Annotated in this window: 8 protein-coding genes; 3 read left to right on the top strand and 5 right to left on the bottom strand. The window is 54.7% G+C overall.

Annotated elements, in window-relative coordinates:
* Window positions 1-10: 10 nt before the first annotated feature.
* Window positions 11-3,295: a PDZ domain-containing protein gene (locus tag AB1644_08275; protein MEW6051038.1), complete on the bottom strand. Its 3,285-nt coding sequence runs from the start codon at window positions 3,293-3,295 to the stop codon at window positions 11-13.
* 254 nt (window positions 3,296-3,549) lie between these two features.
* On the opposite strand from AB1644_08275, the gene galT reads away from it, so the two are divergent.
* The gene (gene galT / locus AB1644_08280; GenBank protein MEW6051039.1) at window positions 3,550-4,545 is read left to right on the top strand and encodes a galactose-1-phosphate uridylyltransferase; all 996 of its coding nucleotides are present in this window, start codon (window positions 3,550-3,552) and stop codon (window positions 4,543-4,545) included.
* Between the two features lie 39 nt (window positions 4,546-4,584).
* Here galT and AB1644_08285 read toward each other — a convergent pair whose 3' ends face one another.
* The 3 genes from AB1644_08285 to AB1644_08295 form a co-directional block, all read right to left on the bottom strand.
* Window positions 4,585-6,624 carry a S9 family peptidase gene (locus tag AB1644_08285; GenBank protein MEW6051040.1) on the bottom strand — a complete coding sequence of 680 codons (2,040 nt, stop codon included), beginning with the start codon at window positions 6,622-6,624 and terminating at the stop codon, window positions 4,585-4,587.
* A 71-nt stretch (window positions 6,625-6,695) separates the two neighbouring features.
* Entirely contained in the window at window positions 6,696-8,147 is a 1,452-nt protein-coding gene (locus AB1644_08290) for a pitrilysin family protein (GenBank protein ID MEW6051041.1), read from the bottom strand.
* A 13-nt stretch (window positions 8,148-8,160) separates the two neighbouring features.
* Window positions 8,161-9,672: a pitrilysin family protein gene (locus AB1644_08295; GenBank protein ID MEW6051042.1), complete on the bottom strand. Its 1,512-nt coding sequence runs from the start codon at window positions 9,670-9,672 to the stop codon at window positions 8,161-8,163.
* A 350-nt stretch (window positions 9,673-10,022) separates the two neighbouring features.
* Between AB1644_08295 and AB1644_08300 the strand changes: the two genes are divergently transcribed.
* Complete coding sequence (locus AB1644_08300) at window positions 10,023-12,347, top strand: M28 family peptidase (protein MEW6051043.1); 2,325 nt, start codon at window positions 10,023-10,025, stop codon at window positions 12,345-12,347.
* Between the two features lie 79 nt (window positions 12,348-12,426).
* Here AB1644_08300 and AB1644_08305 read toward each other — a convergent pair whose 3' ends face one another.
* Complete coding sequence (locus AB1644_08305; GenBank protein MEW6051044.1) at window positions 12,427-13,899, bottom strand: MFS transporter; 1,473 nt, start codon at window positions 13,897-13,899, stop codon at window positions 12,427-12,429.
* Window positions 13,900-14,118: 219 nt separating this feature from the next.
* Between AB1644_08305 and AB1644_08310 the strand changes: the two genes are divergently transcribed.
* Complete coding sequence (locus AB1644_08310; GenBank protein MEW6051045.1) at window positions 14,119-17,334, top strand: FlgD immunoglobulin-like domain containing protein; 3,216 nt, start codon at window positions 14,119-14,121, stop codon at window positions 17,332-17,334.
* The last annotated feature ends 17 nt before the right edge of the window (window positions 17,335-17,351 follow it).

The following is a 17,351-nucleotide window of genomic DNA, read 5'->3' on the forward strand; positions in this document are numbered from 1 at the left end:
TCTGTATCAGTCACCGTGGGGTCGGCGGTCCGGGAGGAGGAGGCAGCGTTTTCGGCTCGGACTTCAGTTTCTCCGCGACATATTGAATGGCCCGGTCCAGTTGGTCGTCGGAGCCCCGGGCCTCACGGTCCGGCAGATTATCGACCTCCATGTCCGGTGATACGCCTACGTTCTCCATCACCCACTGGCTCTTCATATTGTAGGTAGAGAATTCGGGAACGGTGTAGTATCCGCCGTCGATGAGTTCATCCATGCCTCTGATGCCGACAACTCCGCCCCAGGTCCGCTTCCCCATGAGCGGGCCAAGTTTGTATTCACGGAAGCAGTACGGGAAGATATCTCCATCGGAGGTCGAGAACTGATTCATGAGCGTGATCATGTGGGCATAGGGTGCGTCGCCCGGATCAGGACCGGCAGCAAAATTGCGCGAGTACCCCATACCAACCACTTCGCGCCGGAGCCGTTCGAGCACGAGTCCCGACACGAACCCGCCACCGTTGTATCTCACATCGATGATGAGGCCGGGCTTGCGCAACTGGCCGAAATACATCTTGGCAAATCGGACCAATCCGTAGCTTCCCATGTCGGGGATATGCAGATAACCGATCTGGCCATGCGAGACGGAATCGACGTATTTTCGATTCTTCTCAACCCAGTTGAAATACCGAAGGTTTTCCTCCGAAGCGATCGGCTTGACAGTAACCTCGCGAGCTCCTTTCAAACCGGGTGAGCTGTTCAATGTCAGCGTCATCTGCTTGCCGACGGTGTGTTCGGTGAGCGAGTATGGATCGATGTCTGCCGTCAATTCCTGGCCGTTGATGGCAAGAAGATAATCCCCCTCTTTCACCTCTATACCCGGGTCTCGGAGCGGAGAGCGAAGTTCAGGGTCCCAGTTCTCTCCTTCGAGAATATGCGCGAGGCGAAGCCGTTTGCTCGCCGGATCGACCGCAAAGTCGACTCCCAGTAATCCAATGTCGCTAGACGGTACTTTCGGTTTCTCGCCGCCACCGACATAAGTGTGCGAACAACAGAGTTCGCCGACCATCTCCCCCAGCACGTACGTGAAGTCGTACCGGTTGATGACATACGGTATAAGCGGTGCATACTTGTCGTGCATTTTCTGCCAGTCAACGCCGTGCATGTGCTCATCGTAGAAATAATCCCGATACCGGCGCCATACCTGGTTGAACATCTGGGAGAACTCACTCTCATGGTCGACCTTCATCTCCATCCGGCTCAGGTCGAGTTTCTTGTCCTCAAGGTCAGCTTTCTCACCTTCAGCGGACACGACATAGAAGTTGTTGTCTTTCTTGATCAGGAGGTTCTTCTGATCGGCCGACAAGGCGTAACTCTCGATGCCACTCAGGAAGGCGAAATTCTTCTTTTTGGCAATGTCATATTTGTTGAGTATTCGATCTGGCTGACCAATATTGCCCACCATCCCCCGCACCGGATTTCCCAAGTAGAAAATACCGCCGGGCACAGCCATGAGACCGTTGTAATTACCTGCGGGCAGATCGATCGCAACCTGTCGCTCATATATTCCGTCAAAATCGACCTTAACTTTGACAGGTCCGGTCTTGGGTTTATCTTCTCCCTCCTTCCCGGTTTTCCCCTTGTCCGACATCTTCTTAGCTGTGTCCACCTTAACCTCTACTTCATCACTTTTGGGGCGGAACGGACTCAGACTGTCGGCATTCAGCACAATAAGATACAGATCGTCAATAGATGTGTTGATGTATTCGAACTCATACGCGCCCAGGACCGGATTAAAATTCCGCTCGGATATGAAATACAGGTACTGGCCGTTGGGGTCAAACGCAGGGCCGTAATCGTTGGTCCAGCTGGGTGTCAATTGGTGGAGTGTGTTGTTGTCGAAAGCAAACGTGAAGATGGTCCGGATACCGTTGTCCAATACTTTGGAGTATGCCAGGAACCGGCTGTCCGGAGACCAGGCCATGTCTCTGATCTCATTTCGCGTGGCTTTATCGATCTGTACGGTCTGCTTCGTGGCTACCGCGACGACGTACAAGCGAAGGCTCTTGTCGGAAAACGCGAGTTTCTTCGAATCGGGGGACCATACCGCACCATATCGATGGCTGTCGCCACCGGTGATGAGCTGCACCGATTCCTTGCCGTCTTGAGACGTGATGTAGAACTCATCCTCGCCGGATTTGTCGGATATGTACGCCACCCACTTGCCGTCGGGCGACCAGACCGGATTCATGTCATTTGCAGACGAACTCAGTGTCAGATTCCTGGTGTTTCCTTCCTTGGCCGGGACAGTGAATATGTCGCCTCGCGCCGCAAAAACCGCCCGCTTACCGTCGGGCGAAATGTCGAAGTCAGTAACGCACTCCGAGACATTCTGGAACTCTGTACGCACCGTGTTGCGATCCGTAATTAGGGATATCTCGATTTTATGTATCTCTTCCGAGGGGAGGTCCATAACGTACAGAAAACCGCCGCTCTCGAAAACAATGCCATTATCCCCCAGGGATGGCCAGCGGACATCGTAATCGGTATAGTTGGTGACCTGTCGAGTTTGGCCGGAGTTCATTTCGTAGCAGTACAGGTTGAGACGCCCGGTGCGATCGGAATTGAAATATATACGCTCGCCAAACCACATCGGCATGTTGTCAGTCCCCTCCCAATCGGTTATCTTTTGATTGGCGTAGGTGGTGAGGTCAAAAATCCAGACATCCTGCGCCATTCCCCCTTTGTAGCGTTTCCAGGTGCGAAAGTCGCGATAGACAGGACAGTAGGCCACTTTCTTTCCGTCCGGCGACAGGCTGGTGAAACCGGCTGTGGCCATTGGCAACGGTTCCGACATCCCACTAGCCACGCTCACCAGATAGGCACGGCCATCCCACCAATTCATGGACTCTTTGCGCGACCGATATAGCACCTTATCCCCCGCCTTCGACCAACCCATAACCACGTTTTCCGGGCCGAAGCGCTCGGACGTATTCTGAAGTCCCGGATGATAGGTGAGTCGCTTCGGCTCGCCGCCGGCGACCGGTATGACGTAGACGGAGAAATCGCCATCGTATTGGCCGGTGAAGGCGATGTGCTTGCCGTCTGGTGAAAATCGTGGGAACATCTCGAGTCCTTCGTGGCTGGTTAACCGTGTGGCCTGTCCACCGGTGCGAGCCGCGACATAGATATCGCCTCCATACGAAAACGCTACTTGATTCCCGTTTACGGTCGGGAAGCGAAGCAGCCGCGCTTCCTCGGCGTTGAGCGTCAACGCCAGAAGCACCAACACTGACAGTAGCGCTGCTATGTTCCTCATACAATCCTCGCGTATATCATGGGATGATCGATAATTGAGTTCAGATACAATAGACTAATCCGATGGGGCGGAATCTGTGAGAACGATGGGACGGTGTTCATACGGGTCAAGGGTAATACGAATACACTGCGAGTCCCCATCTCGTCATAGACGAAAAGCCAGGGATGAAGTTTCAAGATTCACCAGTTGACTAACCTGCCGCCGATCACGTATTGTGTCCCAGAAGGACGTCACACCGGCCAAGGCATCAAAGTATGTCTGAATTTCGCCAGAATCAAGCAACCAAGGAATGGGTGATCATGGCGCCCGAACGCGGCAAGCGCCCGTCGGATCTTCGCAAACAGCAGCCGCAGCGCGCACCGATCCCGGAATTCCGCGATGATTGCCCCTTCTGCCCCGGACACGAAGAAGCCACCGATGAAGCGGTATACGTTCAGCCTGTCGAGGGGCAGTGGGCCGTTCGTGTCGTGCCGAACAAGTATGCCGCACTCCAGCCCCATCTGGCAGCAACTCGATCGCATGTGGGTCGATTTCTGGCCGCCAAGGGGTTTGGGATCGCGGAGGTGGTGATCGAGCACCCTAAACACCATGTGACCATTGCCACCATGGCGACGACGGAGGTTCAGGAAGTCCTTCGTGCGTACCGCCAGCGCCAGAGGGCACTGAGCAAAAACGACAAGATCAATCTGGTTTCGGTCTTCCGAAACCATGGTGCGCAGGCCGGTACATCATTGGAGCACCCGCACTCGCAGATCATCGCCACGCCGATCGTCCCGCCTCATGTTCGATATCCTCTCGAACAAGCGGTGCTGCATTATGACAAGCATGGCACGTGTGTGTATTGCGACATGCTGGAGGAGGAGCGACGCCAACAGGAGCGGATCATAGCCGAGACATCGCATTTCGCAGTCTTTTGTCCGTTTGCCGCTCGTTCTCCTTTCGAATGCCGTATCTATCCAAAACGTCACACTGCAAGTTTTCTTTCGGTGGATGATAACGAACTGGCCGATCTGGCAGCAGTGTTGAGAGACTTGCTCGGACGACTCCATTACGGCTTGAACGATCCCGACTACAACATGATCATCCGCTCGTCGCCGATCGGCGACGAGGACACGCGGCACTTGCACTGGTACATGGTGATCATTCCTAAGATATCGATCCCGGCCGGCTTCGAAATCGGCTCGGGGATATTTATCAACACTGTCCCACCCGAGGAGTCGGCGCGGTTTCTTCGCGAGATCAGCGTGTAACGGCAGTATGTTCGCTTGTGGGGTGTTGACGGCGCGGATTCACTTCAACCACCGTGCCAGCCACTCAAACTGTTTTTCGTACACGTAGCGAAGGTTCACAAGCTTGCCGACATGGTGTCCCTCATCGGGGAAATAGAGCAGTTGTGACGGTACCCCGTGCCTCTGCAACGCCGTGAACATCTGCAACCCTTCGCTCAGATCGACCCGATAATCGCGCTGCCCGTGGATGACCATGGTGGGAGTCTTGAAGTTGTCTGCATACATGATGGGTGACGAGCGCATATATTCTTCGAGATTACTCCAAGGGGTTCCCCGGCTTTCCCATTCCGGGAACCAGAGTTCTTCCGTGGAACCGTAGTCGCTGATCTGATTGGCGGTGCCGTCGATGGTGACAAGACATTTGAACCGGTCGGTGTGACCGCAGATCCAGTTGGTCATGAAACCGCCGTAGGAACGCCCCAGCGCTGCCATGCGAGTCGAATCAATGAAGGATCTGGTCGTCAGGAGATAGTCCACACCCATCATGAGGTCGTCATAATCCCCTTTCCCCCAATTGCCTGAGACATACTCCTTGAACGCGCGGCCGTAGCCGACGCTGCCGTGCGGATTGATTTGCGCCACGACATATCCCTGTGCAGCCATCAACTGCGTGTTCCAGCCGTAGTAGTTGAAATCTCTCAGCCAGCACCACTGCGGGCCGCCGTGAATGAGAAGGACCAACGGATACTTTCGCGAGCCATCAAACGACGGTGGCCTGGTCAGGAAGCCCTGCACCGAGTCGCCATTCGCGCCGATGAACCAGAAATCCTCATCATTGGTCAAGTCGATATCTTTCAAAGTTGGCTCGGCAACTCGAGTCAATCGATGCAACGCTCGTGATTTGAGATCATATTTGTACAATTCGTGTGGTTGATCGGAGAGCGACCTACTGACGACGAAAAACGAACCGTCGGAAGCAAGTCGCAGAGAATTGTACACCGCGCCGTCAAGCAGCCGCTCTACATGTCGAGATTCGACATTCACCCGATACACGACCGTCATACCGCGCTCGATCACCGTGAAATAGATATGTCGTGACTGGCTGTCCCATACGTACTCGCCGACTGAATTGTCGACGGATGTCGTGAGGATGGACCAGGCGCCGGACTTGCGGTCCATGAGGGTAAGGTCACGTTCATCTGATTCGTAGCCAGGGGTCGCCATAGACAGATAGCTGAGGTATTTGCCGTCGGGCGAGTAGCGAGGCGAATTCTCGAGCCCGGGAGCCGATGTAAGCTGAAGCGGTTCGGGCGCGAGTGCAGTGACCGTAAACAGGTCGTTGTTGACCCGGACCGCCGGCACGGAATCTGTCTGCATTGTAAAGCACACGGTAAGGCCATCCCGCGAGACTGCGACATCCTCTCCACCTCCGAGTGTAGAGGTCGGTACATCAGTTTCATTCATGAAGAGTGGTCGATGCGTTTCAGTGGCTATGTCGCATACGTACAGGCGAGACACACAGCCGTCATCCCATTGATTGTAGTGTCGATACAACAAGTGGTCGTACAGCTTGGCCTGAACCGGGCTGTTCTTTGCCTTCGTCAGTTCGGCCTTGTTGCAGCCGTCATCGGCACAGTGCGGTAACGATTTTGACGTCAGAATCAGCGTGGTTCCAGAGGGGGATACGAGAAAGTCGGATACCAATGAGGGCAAGTGGCTCATCTGTCGCGCCTCACCTCCCGTTATCGGAAGAAACCACACCTGTGCGCTTTCAGACCGATCGGTGAGGAAAAACAGTCCTGTTCCGTCCGCATTCCATTGCGGCTGCCATTCATTCGTGGGGCCGAAAGTCAGTTGATGAGGGTCGCTGCCGTCGTTGTTCATGAGCCACAGATGTGAACTTTGCGTATTGGTCTCGGTGTTCGTCAGACGAAGGACATATGCGATGTGGCGACAGTCAGGCGATACCTGGGGATCGGAAGCACGCGGCACGCTATAGAGATCGTCAAACGTGATCGGACGAGCGATCGCAGATGTTCCGCCCGATACGATTACAAGCGCCATCAACAGGGTGCAGACCCATATTCGGAGTGGACGCATACAGAGCTCCTTACCGAAGGGTGTACGGGTCCTCCCTTCGCATGAGAGGACCCGTGCACCGCGTTCGACGATCAGTCAATCGATGGGGGCGCGAGTTCGATAGTTGTCACGGGACCAAATTCGTCGAGCGATTTATCAAATGTAGCCGGATTGCCGACCACGATGAACGACAACTCGCCCGGTTTGAGATACTTCCCGGCCACCATCTGAACATCCGCTCGCGTCACCTTACGGTAGTTGTCGAAATATGTCTTGTAATAATCGAGCGGATACCCGTCGAATTCAAGTGCCATCAGGTTGCGCACAATCTTTCCGGCGTTGTCGAAATTGAACACCAGCCGATTCATGAGTGATTCCCTGGCTTCGGTCAATTCCTGCTCGTTGACTCCCTCGCGAGCAATCCTCTCGATCTCATCGACGATGATCCGTGTCGCCTTGTAGGTCGAAGCGGCCTTGGTCTGGCAGGACGCCCGGAACATGCCATAATCGCGCGAGCCGATATCGAAGCTGGAACTGACATGATAGGCCAGGCCTTCATCGGAGCGGACGCGCGATGTAAGACGCGAGGTGAACGAGCCGCCGCCGAGAATGTAGTTCATGATATTGATGGCAAAACGGTCCGGATTATCGCGCTTTATGCCGAGATGTGCGATCCCCAGATTTGTTTGATTGATATCCTTCTTGATCAGAAACACACCGGGATGGGGCGCCGCAGCAACCTCCTGAATCGCCGGCAACGGTTCCGATGACCTGGGCCAGTCTCCCAGATACTGCTTCAGTTTGGCAACCAGTTCATCTGACGAAAAGTCACCAGATACGCCAATCAGGAGATTGTTCGGCACGAAGAAACGCTGATGATAGGTCACCAGGTCCACCGGGGTTATCCCCTTGATCGTCGCCCATTCAAGCACCCGCCCGTATGGGTGCTCACCATACAGCGTATGGTATACATACCTGTTCGTAATAGTCGCCGGATCGTCATTGCGACGTTTGATTCGGTTTTTGATTTCAGTCTTGGCCAGATCCAGTTTGTCCTGCGGAAAGGCGGGGTTCCGCAAAAGATCTGCGTACAGACCCAGCCCCCGATCAAGATCCTTGGACAAGACGCTGAGGGAGGCAGAACCGCTCTCGGTGCCAATCGAGGTCTCCAGCGAACCGCCCATATACTCCATGAGCATATTAAGGGAATCGCCGCTGATATTCTTCGTGCCGCCGGTTCGCATGACCGTTCCGACCAAACCGGAGAGCCCATCCTTGACGTCGTCATCATAGATGCTGCCACAACGAATTATGCTGCTCACGTTCACCATCGGCAGCCGATGATCTTCGTACAAATACACGATAATGCCGTTGTCGAGCGTAACGCGCTTGACATCGACACCGACCTCCGGAATAGTCAGGTCCAGTTTGCCTTCAGATAACCGGGCAATGGTCTTTGAGCCCGGGGATTTCCTGCCGGTTTCCTCACACCAAGCGCCCGTTACCAGCAGCAGGAATACAACAAACAATGTCGCTTTCTTCATAGTGCCCATCCTCTCAGTTTGCGGATGCCGCGCTGCTGTCGGCCTTCACGATATACACCACCGACCGATTGCTTTTGGTCAGATATGTTTTTGCCACGCGCATGACATCATCGGCGGTCACTTTCTTCATGGCATCCTGATAATCGAGGAACAGATGCCAGTTTCCGGTGACAGCTTCGCTGTTGGCAATCCGAAACGCCAGCCCGGTGTTGGCATCAAGCGACCGAATAAAATTGGCGTCAAGCTGATTGCGCACTCTTTCCAGTTCCCAATCCGTAACCTTCTCGGTTTTCAGGCGATCGATCTCAGCATAAATGGCGCCTTCGATCTCCGATATGGTGTGGTCGCCGAACGGCGTCATGGAACAATAGAATGCATCCGGGTAGCGCGAGTTTGACACCGATGCCTGTGTCGTGCCGAGACGCTTTTCGCGAATTGCTTTATAGAAACGGGAAGTCCGCCCGTTGGACAAAATGTTGGCAGCGACATCAAGAGCCGCAATGTCAGGATGCCCGACCTGCGGCACCCGCCAGGCAATATAGCCGGTCGGGTTGGCATCGTATTCGATCTCCACTCGGCGCTCCCCCTTCTGTGGTGCGTCGCGCGTCACGACCGGCGGGGGAACCGGCTGAGACGGAATCTTGCCAAAGTATCGCTCGCATAGAGAGAATACCTCGTCCGCGTTGACGTCTCCAACGACCACCGCGACTGCGTTGGCCGGAGAATAGTGCGAATGGAAATATGCTTCGACGTCCTCACGAAGCACGGTCTGTAAATCGCTCATCCAGCCGACCACCGGCCAACTGTAAGGCGAGGCCCAGTTGATGGTGGCACTAAGCGCTTCGTCAATAATGCCGCGCGGGTCGTTCTCCGTCCGCAGCCGACGCTCCTCCATCACCACGTCACGTTCGGAGTAGAATTCGCGGAGTACGAGATTGGCCAGGCGGTCCGATTCCAGAAATGCCCAGAGCTCGAGGCGATTCTTGGGCAGCGAGACATAATACTGCGTACCGTCGTTACCGGTCGAGGCGTTGAGTCCGGTACCGCCGACTTGAAGATATGTGCCCCAGAGCTCATCCTTGATGACGTACTGCTTTTGCTCAGCCTGAAGCGCCGCGATCTGGTCCTTCAGCGCTTTCAGTTTGGCTGAATCCTGTGGGTTGAGCGGGCTCGCGAGCCGCGCCTGTTCAGCATACATGAGATGAGCCAGCGAATCAATCTTCTTCATGATCGGCGCTTCGGCCTCGTAGTTGCTGGTACCGATGATCTTCGTCCCCTTGAATAGCATGTGCTCGAGAAGATGCGAGGTTCCCGTGATACCGGGACGTTCATCCACCGAGCCGGTGTTGAAGCGAATAATCGTGCTGAACACGGGGGCAGCGTGATTCTCGAGAACGAGAATTCGCATACCGTTGCTCAGGACTTTCTTTTTTACGTCAAGCTGGATATCGCCGGTTTGCGCGAATGCCAACGACGCCGCAGCCAGCATGACTGTGGGGAGTAGAAACTGACGTACTCGTCGCACGGGTGACTCTCCTTGTACCGTGTGTTGATATGGATAAATAGGATATGAATTGTTGTCGTTCTCATCGCCTGCCCAGTGATCATTTGGCCTCGGCGGTCAATCGGACGCCATATGACATACAAGAAACGCCATAACAATCAGTCGTGCAAGCTGTTTCAGACCGTTTGGTTCTCCTTTTTGCTGGACAAAATCGAGCCTGCAGACTATTATGAAGTTGCAGCGTATCTGCTCACCAGCCCCGTCGTTCAACTGGACCTCACCGAACGCCGGCATGCTTTTTGGAATCGACGGTCTGATTTGATAGTTAAGCTAACCCTCGAAATACCCCTCAGGAGGCCCCTTTAGTGAAAATGCTAACAGCGTGTGTGCTTGTTGCGCTGGCCTTAACGGGATCGGCGCTTGCCGGTGACCTGTATCGCGTAGAGGTCAGCAGCGCCAAAGAGGCAACGGTTCTTGCCGGTCTCGGTGTTCAGCCCGTTGCCGCCCTTCCGGGTGCGTACCTGGTGATCTGTGATGAGATGGCTGTCAACCGCCTTGCGCAAAGCGGTCTGATGAGCCGCTTTGTCGCTAATGATCTGACCACGGAACAACTGGCGGTGGACAACCGTCTTGACCGAACAAATGTCCGGCGATATCCGCTTGTCTACGAAGAAGGCAATTTTCGGATGTACCGGATTCAGCCGGCTGATCTTCTGGATCAAGGGGCCGAACTGGGCTTGCGGCCGTTGAGAGGCGACGCCGTGAAAATCCTGGCCCCCGAACCGAAGATCATGGCGGATGCTACGCGTGCAATGGCCAGTCCTTCTGATGTTCCGCTTGACAGCCTGATCAGCCGCATCAGCCAGGATACCTTGACGGCCTCGGTGTTCAAACTGCAATCGTTCTATCGTCGCTTGAACGGCACCGACTCAAACCGAGTGGCAAGGGACTGGATTGCCAGCGCGCTGCAGTCATATGGCTACGATTCGGTTGTATTCGACAGTTTCACCGTATCCGGTATCACGATGCCGTGCGAGAACGTGTTGGCCTACAAAGTCGGCACGCGGTTTCCCAACCACTATGTGATTGTGGGGGCGCATCGCGATGGCGTGGCCGTATCACCTGCTGCCGACGACAACGGCTCCGGGACAGCTGGGGTGCTTGAGGTGGCACGAGCGCTGGCCAATGTCGAGACCGACATGACGTTCGTTTTCGCGCTGTTCGATGCGGAGGAGTCCGGGTTAAACGGCTCGTACCACTATACCGACGAAGCGTACGCTCGGGGGGATTCTATAGTATACATGTTCAATATGGACATGATCGCACAGTACACCAACAGCACGCAAGCCAATCTGTACCATGGTTCCCTTACGGGATTTTCAAGCCTTTGCATCCAGTTGCTGGACTCTCTTTGTGGAATAACCGGATACCTGGCGGGCGCATCGGGAGGATCCGATCATTACCCCTTCGTTCAGCGCGGCTGGGAAGCGACGTTTCTGGCTGAATACGATTTCTCGACTGTCTACCATTCTGCTCGCGATAGCACTACCTACATGAATTTCGAGTATATGACTCGCATGGTCAAAGGGGCGCTGGCCACAGTCTATACGGTCAGCCAGACCGCCGGACCTATACCGTCGGTTGTTCTGGCATACCCTGGTGGCGTGCCGCAGATGCTCGCCCCCCAAACAGCTTCGAGTTTCGATGTAACAGTCACCGGATCATACGACGGCATCCCTGTTCCCGGCAGTGGTCGTCTGCACTACTCGCTTGATGGAGGGGCGTGGGTCAGTGTGCCGATGGTCGAGGGTGCGCCCGGGCAGTACACTGCCACACTTCCACCAGCCCCTTGTTTCGGGCGGTATTTGTTCTATTCCAGCGCCGATGAGACCACCAACGGAACTTTCTACAATCCGGACCCATCCAAGCCTTATGAAGCAGTTGTGGCAACGTCCACCAGCTACGCGTATGAGGACCAGTTTGAAGTTGCCACCGGCTGGGTGGTAACTGGAACAGCCACCGCCGGGCAATGGGCACGAGGCGTACCCGTAGGGGGAGGTGACATGGCAGACCCACCGACGGCCTATGGAGGTTCAGGCGCCTGTTATCTGACCGGCAATATCGACGGAAATTCGGATGTCGACGGCGGTACCACGATCCTCACATCGCCGGTGTTCGCTGTGAATGCGGATGACGCCCGTGTCTCTTATGCCCGCTGGTACAGCAACACGTATGGGGCGGCGCCGAATGAGGATGTGTTCAGGGTCTATATGTCGGCCAACAACGGTTTGTCCTGGACGGTAGTCGATTCGGCCGGCCCGGTTCAGGACGCTTCGGGCGGCTGGATTCTCCACAGCTTCTGGATCAGTCAGTTCATGACGCCGACGCAGCTTATGAAGATTCGATTCGAAGCTTCTGACCTGGGCAGCGGTTCATATGTCGAAGCAGCCGTGGATGCCCTAACGCTGACAACATTTGAGTGCTTAGCGCCATATATCTGCGGCGACTGTAATGATGACTCTGTCGGGCCGGATATCGGCGACCTGACCTACCTGGTCGAGTATCTGTTCTTTGGCGGGCCGGCGCCGGTTGAAATGGGGGCGGCCAATATTGATGGGGTCGGAACGGTTGATATCGGCGACTTGTCCTACTTGGTCGATTATCTGTTCTTCAGCGGACCGGCACCAGTGTGCTAAGTAACTAACGCCAAATTCACAAAATCGGCCGTCTCAGACAATCTGAGGCAGCCGAGGTATTTCAGTACCCAAAAACGGGTCATATATCGGGCGCTTCGTATTTCCTGACCCATCGGGCGTAAAACACCATCGCAATCGCCGACGCGATCCCGACTGCCGCAAACGGATACCAGAGCTTGTACGGGTGATAGACCGACCAAAGCAAATTGGTTGCGTCAATAGCATTCAGACCGGAGATCTCCTGTAGCTTGGTCATGGCTTCCGTTCGTGCGACATCGGTGATCTGATAGGTCTTGGCGAGATAGTCGAGCGCCAGATTCGCCTTGTCCCCCATCTTGTCGTATACCTGGCCGCCCAAGAGCGAACCATACCCCCAACCAACAGCTACCGGGACATTGGCATATCCCATATATAGCCCCTTCTGACCGGCCGGGGCAATAACACCCAGATATTCGTTTACTCGCGGCGACGCGAGCATTTCCCCCACTGAGAACACCAGAATTCCGCTCATACAGAGATAACCGGAGGTGGTGAAACCGGCCAGGACCAATCCAATCGAAGCAACCAGGATCCCCATAAGAATCGAGAGGACCCGACGCATACGAGAAACCAGCCACGAGACGAACACAACCGCGAGGATAATAAAACCCGAGTTGAAGTTTATCATCCACTCCTGCGACAGTTGCGGTCCTCGGGTTGAGTTTATCTGTAGCAGTGCCTGGGGCAGATGCAGGGCAGCAACCATTTTGGAGCTGTCGACCCAGTCGACGATGAAGTTCGGCAGCATGTCAAATAATTGCATGAACATGAGCCAGAAACCCGAGATGATAGCGATGAACACGACCAAGCGGAGGTTCAGGAAATTCCGAGCAGTTATGGTCAACACGTGAAGTGGCCCACCCTTTTGCTCGCCGCCAGGGTGCACTTCCTTATAGGTCAGCAGCATAAGGAAGTTTATAGACACTATGATAGCACAGCCGAAGAACACGGTTGGCCATGAATACCCGTAGAGGAAATGCGCCAGAGGCGGTCCGAGGAACCCGCCTACGTTGACCAGCATATAAAACATTCCCCATCCCACCGCCGAATTACGCGTGGAGAGTGACTGGCACATCGTTCCCTGAACACCTGGTTTGAAAATAGCCGTCCCGAACGCCAACGTGCAACAGCCGAGCAGAAACGGATAGAATGCAGTTTGTGTTGCCATCAACAGATATCCCAGCACTTTTATGGCAATCGATGCGGCTATGGTTTTCTTATACCCGTAACGGTCGGCGAAACCACCTGAGAACATCGGGGTGAGGGTCTGGACAATCGCCCACCAGAAGAAGATCGTCCCCTTATCAGTCTGGCTGAAATGCAGCCCGTGAATTTCGTCGGCCTGCGCGATGTAGATCGGTATCACAACACGGACACCATAGTAGGCCAGCCGCTCGAACATCTCCATGATGTTCACCATCCAGTAGGGGCGTGGCAGCGATGTCAGTTGACCGATGAGCGGTTCTTTGGCAGTGAGGGTACCGTCGGGGGGCGAAGTCACGGTTGTCGACATGGACTCTCCAATCTTCTCGGACGTAAAGTGCCGTAATCAATTGGCAAACGATGAGTTAGTCAAACGAAAAATCGGTCGTAACGAACACCGTGAACGCATCCAATAACACAACTTGGTACCCGAGAAAAGTAGAGTATATTGTTATTGATTAGATTGACAGCGTCGGACGTCTTTCCTGAACATGAGCTGGAATGGCCCTTGCAAGGGTCCGGGGTTCGTATGCGTAGAAGTCTCGTCAGCCTGCTTGTTGGACTGAAGCCGCTGGTCGGGCTTATCCTGCTTAATACCGCAGTGGCGGAAAAGCCGGAGTTTCTAACAAAGGCTGATATCCTGCAGGCACTTGATTCAAGGATCAAGACGTTTGGCGTCGGCGGCCTAAGCAATGGCGCCATTCCGTGGCCGACGTTTTATGGTGTGCACCAGACGGAAGAGATCAATGCTTCATTCGATTGCCTCGGGAGTTTTGGCCCAGTTGGCTGGGGTTATCCGTATGAAGATTACGGTTGGCCTACGGCATCCTTTGAGACGCCGCCATACTCAGGATCAACCTACATCTGGGGAGGCGCTTTCTGGATCGGAGGGGTTGTCGGAGGTGACACGCTGGTATCGGTCGGTATGAATAGCTGGGCTGTCAGCTCCGGTGGCGAAGAATTCAGGCCAACCGAAGATCGTCCGAGCAGGCGTTCTCCCACGGTGACGGCCATCCGTTCGCCAGCACCCTATTCGTTACGAGCTTCGTTTGACGACACAATACATGCAGGATTCTATTATCGTCTCGACGACTACTCTGGACTCCCGCACCGTCCGCTCAATATCGAAGTGGTATTGAAGAGTTATTCCTGGCCAAATGGGCCAGGAGCTGGCAGCATTATTTATGATGCTACTATCTCCAACATAGGTGCACAACCAATCGAAAAAGGGTACGCTGGAGTATTTCTCGATGCTGAAGTGAAAGGGGCTGGGGTGCCGTGGAATGAGGGATACGACGATGACATGGCCGGGTCCGTTCAGTGCAAGGGCATTGGTTATGTCGTCGACAATGACGGCGATCCGAGGGACGGGGTCTATGTTCCGGATAGTTGTCCTACTCGGATCATAGCGCTCAGATTTCTCGAGAGCTCCTTCACTCCGACCGACAGTGGTTTCAACTGGTGGCGGCCTGGTTTCAACAGCCAATACAACGTCGGCCCCAGACGCAGAGACAGGCTGTGCGATTATCACAGCGGAGGCACGGGCACACTGTTGGGAGATGCAGCGATATATTGCATGTTGAGTTCCGGGGAGTGGGACTACGACCAGTCCCGATTTGGGACGCTTGAATCTTTGGATACGATCTGGCTCCAGCCCGATCCGGTCGTCGCCGAGGAGACCAGGTACGGATGCGACACGAGATTCGTCATGTCCCTCGGCCCGTTTGACCTGATGCCTGATTCCAGCGTGCGGATCATGTTCACCACCTTCACTGCCGACAATGTCCACACCGACCCCTACATATTGGATTATATCACGTATATCCCGGAATATTATTCCCTGGCGCTGAATTTGTCAGGTGTTTTCCGCAATGCTGCAATCGCCGATTCGCTTGCGGAGGTGCTTCGTACCGAACTCCCTCCTGTCTCTGGTTTGCGGGTAGTTCCTTTCGGCAATGACTCTGCCATACTGATCTGGGACCCATGGGTGTTCGACAATGTCAATGGCATTGATCTCTACCTGACCGTCATTCCACTGGATTCATTTCCGTACCCAGGCGTACCACCACCCTGGTACCGGCCTGATTCGCTCCCATTGTGGCAAACAGCAGTAACTGGACGCAGAGTAGCACTCGGCAGTCTGGATCGCTCTGCAGCTTACTCAGTGCGGGCAGCATATAACGGGATCAATGGGGTCGGCCCGGTGAGTGGCGCAGTCGCGTTCAGGATGGCTGAGAGATCGCCCGCGCCGGTCGTCGCCGCCGAGCACGCCTTCCATTATACCGACGAAGGAATAACGGTGAACTGGTACCGTGATCCAACGTTGACAAGCGACCACTATCATGTTTATAAATTTGCTGACGCCGCTGCTGCTGCCGTACGATATTTTCCCTTCTACGCGATCAAAGGACAATACTATCCCATGGCGCCGGTCGATTCATTTGCGGCCGATGACACACTCTATTATTACTACGCCCTTCCCGTGCTGGCGGAATTGCCGGCGACCGACAGTTCGTTCCACGATCCAGATGGTATTGACGGATGCATGTACGCAGTTACGGCTGTTGACACGTTTGGCTATGAATCGGACTTCTCCACCCTCGTTGCAGCTCATCGTGTCGATCCGAAAGTGAAGGACATCCTCGTGTTGACGAACTCAGGGGGGACATCAAATTTCGTGCTCTTTGACACAGTGCGGCAGTTTTACAACGGGCTCCTTTCCGGGTACGACTTTGACATATATAATTATGCCGAGTCGACCAGTTATCAGCACTGTCCCGACTACTCCCCCTTGTGCATGGATTGGCACGACCTCATGCCGTACCGTCTGATAATAGTGGATGACGGCCTGCTGGATCGCGTGATGTACGCGTCGTATGAGAATGCCACTCACGCGTTCACCATGTACCTGCAATCGGGCGGCACGATGGCGTATTTCGGCTCATTCAGCGCCATGTTTGCGGTAGCGCTGAACGCCAACAGCGCGACTAAGAGTTATCCGCTTAATCACGACCTGATTCGTCGATTCTTTGGCGTCGACTCTGTTTTCTATGTCGGGGTGGGTCACTACTTCTTCACCGGCACCGTGCCGATCGCTGACACCGCGTTTGGATTTCGGACGGCCCAGAGCGCTGATGGCCAACTCCCGTCCATTAGCTTTGACACAGCACGTCAACCGTTCACCAGCAATCTGTCGCTGTTTTGGCCTGAGGGATCGCCGCCAAGTGTTTCGACATTCAGTGTCAATGACGCCGGCACGATCAGCCACCGATATCTGTCCGGCTACCCGTTGACGTCTATGAGCGAAAACAAGGCGGTGGGTGTGCGTACAGAAAGCCTGTTCGGAGCGGCCTATTTGTTCGGATTCCACCTCTGGTACATGGTGCCAGAGCAGGCGCGAGAATTGATCGACTATATCATGCAGCGGATCCCTACGGATATCAACGCGCCACCCGAGGAACTTCCCGCCTCGATGCATCTTGAACAGAATTACCCGAACCCGTTCAATGCAACGACCTCGATCAGGTTCGAACTCGGTAAGACCGACGATGTTTCTCTCGAGTTGTTTAATATCCTTGGGCAGCGCATTCGGGTGCTATGTCATGAGAGGCGGCCGGCCGGCTCTCATCAAATCGAGTGGGACGGCCTTACCGACCAGGGGACGCCGGCAGCTTCGGGCGTATATCTGTACCGGCTCAAATCCGGCGACAGGGCAATAGCACGGAAGATGCTTCTGTTGAAATGAACTTTTCGATCCGAAGC

The sequence above is a fragment of the Candidatus Zixiibacteriota bacterium genome (assembly GCA_040753875.1).
In the GTDB taxonomy this organism is placed as follows: domain Bacteria; phylum Zixibacteria; class MSB-5A5; order GN15; family FEB-12; genus DATKJY01.